The sequence below is a fragment of the Spirosoma oryzae genome (assembly GCF_003002825.1).
In the GTDB taxonomy this organism is placed as follows: Bacteria; Bacteroidota; Bacteroidia; order Cytophagales; family Spirosomataceae; genus Spirosoma; species Spirosoma oryzae.
The window spans coordinates 320265-326880 of sequence record NZ_PVTE01000007.1 but is presented as its reverse complement, the minus strand read 5'-3'; the positions used below and the strand labels follow the sequence as shown (position 1 = coordinate 326880).

At 53.5% G+C, this 6616-nt stretch carries 10 protein-coding genes; all 10 read left to right on the top strand.

Annotated elements, in window-relative coordinates:
- Positions 1 to 190: 190 nt before the first annotated feature.
- The 10 genes from CLV58_RS10685 (at position 191) to CLV58_RS10640 (ending at position 6551) form a co-directional block, all read left to right on the top strand.
- A complete protein-coding gene (locus CLV58_RS10685; RefSeq protein WP_106137779.1) occupies positions 191 to 622 on the top strand; it encodes a helix-turn-helix domain-containing protein in 432 nt (143 codons plus the stop codon).
- 163 nt (positions 623 to 785) lie between these two features.
- Complete coding sequence (locus CLV58_RS10680; RefSeq protein ID WP_106137778.1) at positions 786 to 1550, top strand: SDR family oxidoreductase; 765 nt, start codon at positions 786 to 788, stop codon at positions 1548 to 1550.
- A gap of 111 nt (positions 1551 to 1661) precedes the next feature.
- Positions 1662 to 1865: a hypothetical protein gene (locus tag CLV58_RS28325; RefSeq protein ID WP_170108679.1), complete on the top strand. Its 204-nt coding sequence runs from the start codon at positions 1662 to 1664 to the stop codon at positions 1863 to 1865.
- A gap of 188 nt (positions 1866 to 2053) precedes the next feature.
- On the top strand, positions 2054 to 2527 hold the full coding sequence (locus tag CLV58_RS10670; RefSeq protein WP_106137777.1) for a hypothetical protein: 474 nt from the start codon (positions 2054 to 2056) through the stop codon (positions 2525 to 2527).
- Positions 2528 to 2875: 348 nt separating this feature from the next.
- Positions 2876 to 3736 (top strand): ATP phosphoribosyltransferase, encoded by an 861-nt coding sequence (gene hisG, locus CLV58_RS10665; RefSeq protein WP_106137776.1) that lies wholly within the window; start codon positions 2876 to 2878, stop codon positions 3734 to 3736.
- 87 nt (positions 3737 to 3823) lie between these two features.
- A complete protein-coding gene (hisD, locus tag CLV58_RS10660; RefSeq protein WP_106137775.1) occupies positions 3824 to 5113 on the top strand; it encodes a histidinol dehydrogenase in 1290 nt (429 codons plus the stop codon).
- Between the two features lie 28 nt (positions 5114 to 5141).
- Positions 5142 to 5378: a hypothetical protein gene (locus CLV58_RS10655; protein ID WP_106137774.1), complete on the top strand. Its 237-nt coding sequence runs from the start codon at positions 5142 to 5144 to the stop codon at positions 5376 to 5378.
- Complete coding sequence (locus CLV58_RS10650) at positions 5375 to 5755, top strand: type II toxin-antitoxin system VapC family toxin (protein ID WP_106137773.1); 381 nt, start codon at positions 5375 to 5377, stop codon at positions 5753 to 5755. Before CLV58_RS10655 ends, CLV58_RS10650 begins: the two co-directional genes overlap by 4 nt.
- A complete protein-coding gene (locus tag CLV58_RS10645; protein WP_106137772.1) occupies positions 5752 to 6270 on the top strand; it encodes a peptide deformylase in 519 nt (172 codons plus the stop codon). The genes CLV58_RS10650 and CLV58_RS10645 overlap by 4 nt, the downstream gene beginning before the upstream one ends.
- Positions 6271 to 6308: 38 nt before the next feature.
- The gene (locus CLV58_RS10640) at positions 6309 to 6551 is read left to right on the top strand and encodes a DUF2442 domain-containing protein (RefSeq protein WP_342748903.1); all 243 of its coding nucleotides are present in this window, start codon (positions 6309 to 6311) and stop codon (positions 6549 to 6551) included.
- The last annotated feature ends 65 nt before the right edge of the window (positions 6552 to 6616 follow it).

Genomic DNA, 6616 nt, shown 5'->3' with positions numbered 1-6616 from the left:
ACAGTTTATTCCGGCATGGTCTGGACGAACTCCGTGACCGAGTCCTCAATCATCGACCACTTATTGACCTGATTCCGCTTTTGTCATGTCATTAGGGGAAAAGCTTAACTTTTCAATTGGCAGACGCTTTTGTATAGAAGCTTGAGTATACAAAGCATTTTAAAACTTTCTCTTTTTCATCAATCAACACATGGCTTCTCCAACCACTCCAAAGAAAATAGCCGCCCGGCAACACGAGATCACCGACGATTTCCTGGCCATTCTCGACCGGCACTTAAGCGATTTACTGGCCGGGCGCGTAATCGATATGTACGAAATTCGGGACGTTGCCGGAGAGATGAATATTCACCCGACTCACCTGAGCAATACTATCCGGCTCACGACGGGCCATGCGCCCTGCTACTTCTTCGAACGAAAGATCATGGACATCGCCCGGAGCCTGCTTGAAACCACAGCTCAACCCATTGCCGAAATAGCCCGTACACTGACCTACGACCCGTCGAATTTCACCAAGTTCTTCAAACACTTTCAGGGAAGTACACCAAAGCAGTATCGGGAGCAGCATTGGGCGCAGCAGCGCGAAGCGAGTGACCGCGCAAAAACTGAACTACTCACCAATTAATCGGAACTACTCACCACGTTCAGGTCAGCCATTCGCCGGAATTTTGGGTTGAAGAAGAGGAAAGAGAAAAGAGGTGAGAAGAAAGACGGATCAGCAGCCGTTGTCTACATCCGTTTTCCAGCGTCTTTTCTCTTTCCTCTTACATCTTTCTTCTACAAACGAAATGGCAACTGAACAGAAAATTGCACTGGTGACCGGTGGTAGCCGGGGATTAGGTAAAGACATGGCCCTTCGCCTGGCCGACAAGGGTTTCGACGTTTTACTGACGTACAACAGCCAGAAAGATGACGCGGAAGCCGTGGTCCGGGAAATTGAACAGAAGGGGCAGCGGGCCGCTACGCTTCAACTGAACACGGGTGATATCGCTTCGTTCGACAGCTTTTACGAACAGGTAAAGACCATATTGTCGGACACTTTTCAGACCGACAAATTCAACTTCCTCATTAACAATGCCGGGATTGGCATGTATGTCCCCTTTGCGCAGGTGAGCGAAGCGCAGTTCGACGAATTGCACAACATCCATTTCAAGGGCGTTTACTTCCTGACGCAGAAAGCCTTGCCGTTGCTGACCGACGGTGGCCGGATCATCAACATCTCGTCGGGCCTGACGCGGATCACGATGCCCGGCTCCTCGGCGTATGCCAGTATGAAAGGCGCTGTCGAAGTGTTCACACGCTATCTGGCCAAGGAACTGGGTTCCCGAAAAATCACCGCCAATGTCGTCGCGCCGGGTGCCATCGAAACCGATTTCGGTGGCGGGCGGACCCGCGACAATGCCGACATCAACAAGATGATCGCGTCGCTGACGGCGCTGGGGCGCGTTGGGTTGCCGCACGACATTGGCGGGGTGGTGGCTTTCCTCTGCACCGATGATGCCTACTGGATTAATGGGCAGCGTATCGAAGTGTCGGGCGGGCAAGGCTTGTAAGCTGTCCGTCGGACCGGGGTAAGCAGACGGCACGACAAATTTTCAATCCTGGTTGGGTTACCTTTTCAGGTTCAGCGGATTAATCGAAAAATCCCAAAAACGACTACAACCATGTTGAAATCTGCTTTTTTCATGATGACGATGGTCGCGCTGGCGACGGCTTGTTCGAGCAACAAACCCGAGTCGACCGGCACGGCGGTAACTGACACGACGATGACGACCATGTCGACGGATTCAGCTACATCGACCACGGCTACGACGATGAGCACGGACTCCATAAGCACCGACACCACCAAGCGCGATTCGATCAAATAAGTCGATCACCGTTTGTCAATACAGCAGCAGGCTCTTCCGATTCGGGGGAGCCTGTTGTCATTATAGGCTATTCAATGGTTTTCCGGCCGTTTGCAAGAACAATTGCCCGATCAGCAGTTTGAGTAACAGGGAATGATCATACCTATTCGTCGTTCCTGTCTATTTGTACCGCAAAACCGCTTATCACCATGAAGACGCTGAAACCAGACACCGCCCTGCGCGACCTGGGTACCGTTATCGGCATTGGTATTCTGGCTGGTCTGGCTGGCACCGTTGCCATCACGCTTTCGCAGACTGCTGAGATGTCGATCACCAAACGCCCACCCAGCACCGTCCCCGCCGACGCCGTATCGAAAGTGCTGAACGTGAAACCCACCAAAAAGCGTAAGAAAGAGATTGTATCGCAGGAAATCCACTGGACCTACGGCACCGCCTGGGGCATTCCGCGCGGGCTGTTTGCCTTGTTCGGACTACGCGGCTGGCCGGCGACCCTGGCTCATTTCGTCACGATCTGGGCAACGGGTCTGGTGATGCTTCCCAAGCTGAATCTGGCACCCCCAATCACCGAACAGGATGCGCCGACGATTGCGACCGACGCCCTCCACCACGCCGTCTACGCGATTGGCACAGGACTGGCCTACGACGCGATCGATCATAAATAGAGGAAAGACGTAAGAAGAAAGAGGAAAGACGGGGGGGGAGAAAGACACGTGGCTATGGCTGGGTCTGTCTTTCATCTTGTGTCTATCCTCTTTCTTCTTATTTTTGCAGCATGATGCTTCTGACAGCGCCCGCTTTCTGCTTCCGACATCGACGCTAGCTGCGTTCTCTGGCCGTCCGGCCACATTGGCTCCGTGTGCTTCATCCACGTATCAGCCGTTTCCGTTACTTTTGTTTTATTCGTTTTCCTGAAATCAGCCCGGTCGTCCGTGCACTGACTTCGTTTACATCGGTTTGGCGTTAGCTGGCACTGCTTTGCCTGACAACGTTTACCGCATCAGAATTCCCCCATGACATCTGCCTTACGCATTGCCCTTCAAAAGTCCGGCCGGTTGAGCGAGGACTCGTATCAGCTATTCAAAGAGTGCGGTATCCGCTTCGACTACGGCACCGGTAAACTTCGGTCAGTATCGTCCAATTTCCCGGCTGAATTTCTCTTTCTGCGCGACGACGATATTCCCGGTTACGTCGAAGATGGCGTCGCCGACCTCGGTATCGTTGGCGAAAACGTAGCCGTCGAAACGGGCCGGTCGGTCAACACGATTCATAAGCTGGGCTTTTCGAAATGCCGCCTGTCGATTGCCATCCCGCGCGGAACGGAGTGGTCGGGTATTCAGGATCTGACCGGCAAAAGTATCGCTACCTCCTACCCGACCTTGCTGGGCAATTACCTGAAAGGTGCGGGAGTAAATGCCGACATTCACGAGATAAGTGGCTCGGTGGAGATTGCGCCGGGTATCGGGCTGGCCGAAGCCGTATGCGACATCGTTAGCTCGGGTAGTACACTGCTGAGCAACGGCTTGCAGGAAGTCGAGACAATCTTCCGGTCGGAAGCCATTCTCATCGCCAACCCCGAACTGGACGCCGACAAACAGACGTTGGTAGACAAGCTGCTGTTCCGCATCAAAGCGGTGCAGGCGGCTAAAAACAACAAATACATCGTACTGAACGCACCAAACCACGCGATTGGTCAGATTACGTCGCTGCTACCCGGCATGCGCAGCCCAACCGTGACCCCCCTGGCGACGGAAGGCTGGAGTTCGGTGCATTCCGTGTTAAACGAAAACGAATTCTGGGAAAACATCGAAGCCATCCGGGCCGCCGGTGCCGAAGGTATTCTGGTTATCCCAATCGAGAAAATGATCTATTAGCCAAAGGAGATGAGATAAAAGAAGAAAGACGCTACGGCTTTACCCCCTCTTTTTTCTCACATCTTTCTTCGTTCATCACACAAGCCCATGAACATCATCCCCTTTCCCGACCGCACCGAATGGCCTGCTTTGCTGGCCCGGCCCGTACAGTCGACACAGCAGATAGAAGCCATCGTCACGCCGATCATGGAGCAGGTCCGGGCGGGGGGCGATGCGGCCCTGATCGAATTGACGCAACGCTTCGATAAGGTGTCGCTGACCACCGACACGCTGGCTGTTTCGCCAGCTGTGCTCGATGCGGCCGAACAGCAGTTGAGCGATGAACTGAAAGCGGCCATCCGGCAGGCGTACCAGAACATCCGTACCTTTCACGAAGCGCAGCGGCAACCAATCGAAAAAATCGAGACGATGCCGGGCGTCACCTGCTGGCGTCGGAGCGTGGGCATCGAAAAAGTGGGGCTCTATATTCCGGGCGGCACGGCTCCGTTGTTCAGCACCGTGCTGATGCTGGGCGTACCGGCGCAGCTGGCGGGTTGCCGCGAAGTCGTACTTTGTACGCCCGCAACGCACCCGGCCGTGTATTTTGCCGCCAAACTGGTTGGCATAACGAAGGTCTTTCAGGTTGGCGGGGCACAGGCCATTGGCGCCATGACCTACGGCACGGAGTCGGTACCGAAGGTGTACAAGATCTTTGGCCCAGGCAACCAGTATGTTACGGCAGCGAAAATGCTGGCAGCGAAAGACGGGATGGCCATCGACATGCCGGCTGGTCCGAGTGAGGTAGCCGTTTACGCCGACGATACCGCTGTTCCGGCTTTCGTAGCCGCCGACCTGCTTTCACAGGCCGAACATGGCCCTGATAGTCAGGTGCTGCTGGTATCGACAAGCCGCAAACTGGTCGAACTGGTGAATCTGACGCTCAGTACGCAGTTGGGCAAGTTATCCCGCGAAGCCGTTGCGGGCAAAGCACTCGACAACAGCAAAGCCATTCTGGTCGACACGCCCGCCGACGCCATTGATTTACTGAACGACTATGCCGCCGAACACCTGATTCTAAGCGTCGCCGACGCCGAACAGGTCGCCGAGCAGATCGTCAATGCCGGATCAATTTTCTTAGGAAATTACACGCCCGAATCGGCCGGTGACTACGCATCGGGTACCAATCACACCTTACCGACCAACGGCTTCGCCCGTGCCTATAGCGGTGTATCGCTGGATAGTTTCGTCAAGAAGATCACGGTGCAGCACATCACCCCCGACGGTTTGCAGCTTCTCGGTCCGATTGTCGAAGCGATGGCCGAAGCCGAATCGCTGGACGCCCACAAGCGCGCCGTCAGTCTCCGCCTGGCCAGCTTGACCGAAATGAATCCGGCCTGATTTTGTTATCTTGCTAAAAACGAACGCTATGAGTCAGCTACTGATTGAAATCGATTCGCCAGAGGACGAAGCACTGGTCCGTCAGTTACTAACCCGTCTTAACGTGCGGGTCGTACGCGACACTTCGCTGGATGAGCGAAAAAAGAAATTCAAACAGGCTCTTAATAATCTCATAGCGAGTAGAGCCGCCGAAGCATTTGGAGACCCAACCGAGTGGCAGCGAGAGACTCGCAAGGATAGAGTGCTTGATGGAAGAGACGAATGATTGTAGACAGTAATGTGATTATCTACGCCATCCAAGATAATAACGAGCAATTAAAGGACTACCTAACGAGTCAGCTGGAGAGGATTTGCACATCAGATATTGTTAGAATCGAAGTTATCGGTTATCATAAAAACACACCGACGGTAAGGGATCAGTTCGAACTCTTTTTTGAGTCGATAGCCACATTTGTAATCAGTGAAGCGATTGTTTCGAAAGCCATCACATTACGTCAGCAACGCAAACGCTCGCTAGCCGATTCGATTATTGCTGCTACGGCACTGATACATTCGATGCCTGTGCTAACCAACAACGTCGCTGATTTTACCGACATCAACGGCTTACAGGTCATCCGGTTGGCCGACGTACTAAACCCATGAAACACCTGACTGATCTGCTACTGCTGGGTGACCCGCGACTGTACGAGCGCTGCGAACCGGTAACCGAATCGGACTTGCCGCTCGTGGCGGGTTGGGTGGCCGATCTGCATAATGTGATGGAGGAAATCAGAGCGACGTATCAGTTTGGGCGCGGCATTGCAGCACCCCAGCTCGGCATCATGAAACGGCTGATTTACCTGAACACGAGTCATCCGGAATATGGCGGTCCTCGGGTACTTCTCAATCCTGAACTCACCAGCCTTAGCCCGGAAATCGCTGAACTCTGGGACGACTGCATGAGTTTTCCCAACCTGCTGGTACGCGTTCAGCGCCATTGTCGGCTCACGCTCACCTTCCGCGACGAGCACTGGCAACCAAACACCTGGACTGTCGACGACTGGGCGCTGGCCGAACTGATTCAGCACGAATACGATCATCTGGAAGGCGTTCTCTGCACGATGCGGGCTATCGACGCCCAATCATTCCGCTGGCGACCGACGCCAACCTGTTCTTAACCAATCCCACCGTTCATGCCTGTCATATCGCTTTTCTGATGATGAACCCACGCGTATTAAGCGTTCAGCCAACCACAGATTTTCAGTTATTGATTCATTTTACGAATCAAGAGCGGAAAGTATTTGATGTGAAGCCATACTTGTCCGTTGGTGTGTTTCGAGCCCTTCAGGATATAACCTTATTTAATCAGGTCAAGCCGTTCAATGGCACAGTCGTGTGGCCCAACAATCTGGACATCGACCCGGATACACTCTACCTAGACGGTGAGCCAGCAAATTGACGATAGATAAACGAGGAAAGACATAAGATGAAAGACAACGGACGACTAACTCTTTCATCTCACGT

Bases quoted from the DNA above. Each gene is read 5' to 3' on its own strand.
- hisD (WP_106137775.1), top strand. From the start codon at position 3,824: ATGAACATCATCCCCTTTCCCGACCGCACCGAATGGCCTGCTTTGCTG.
- CLV58_RS10645 (WP_106137772.1), top strand. From the start codon at position 5,752: ATGAAACACCTGACTGATCTGCTACTGCTGGGTGACCCGCGACTGTAC.
- hisG (WP_106137776.1), top strand. From the start codon at position 2,876: ATGACATCTGCCTTACGCATTGCCCTTCAAAAGTCCGGCCGGTTGAGC.
- CLV58_RS10650 (WP_106137773.1), top strand. From the start codon at position 5,375: ATGATTGTAGACAGTAATGTGATTATCTACGCCATCCAAGATAATAAC.
- CLV58_RS10670 (WP_106137777.1), top strand. From the start codon at position 2,054: ATGAAGACGCTGAAACCAGACACCGCCCTGCGCGACCTGGGTACCGTT.
- CLV58_RS10680 (WP_106137778.1), top strand. From the start codon at position 786: ATGGCAACTGAACAGAAAATTGCACTGGTGACCGGTGGTAGCCGGGGA.
- CLV58_RS28325 (WP_170108679.1), top strand. From the start codon at position 1,662: ATGTTGAAATCTGCTTTTTTCATGATGACGATGGTCGCGCTGGCGACG.
- CLV58_RS10685 (WP_106137779.1), top strand. From the start codon at position 191: ATGGCTTCTCCAACCACTCCAAAGAAAATAGCCGCCCGGCAACACGAG.
- CLV58_RS10655 (WP_106137774.1), top strand. From the start codon at position 5,142: ATGAGTCAGCTACTGATTGAAATCGATTCGCCAGAGGACGAAGCACTG.
- CLV58_RS10640 (WP_342748903.1), top strand. From the start codon at position 6,309: ATGATGAACCCACGCGTATTAAGCGTTCAGCCAACCACAGATTTTCAG.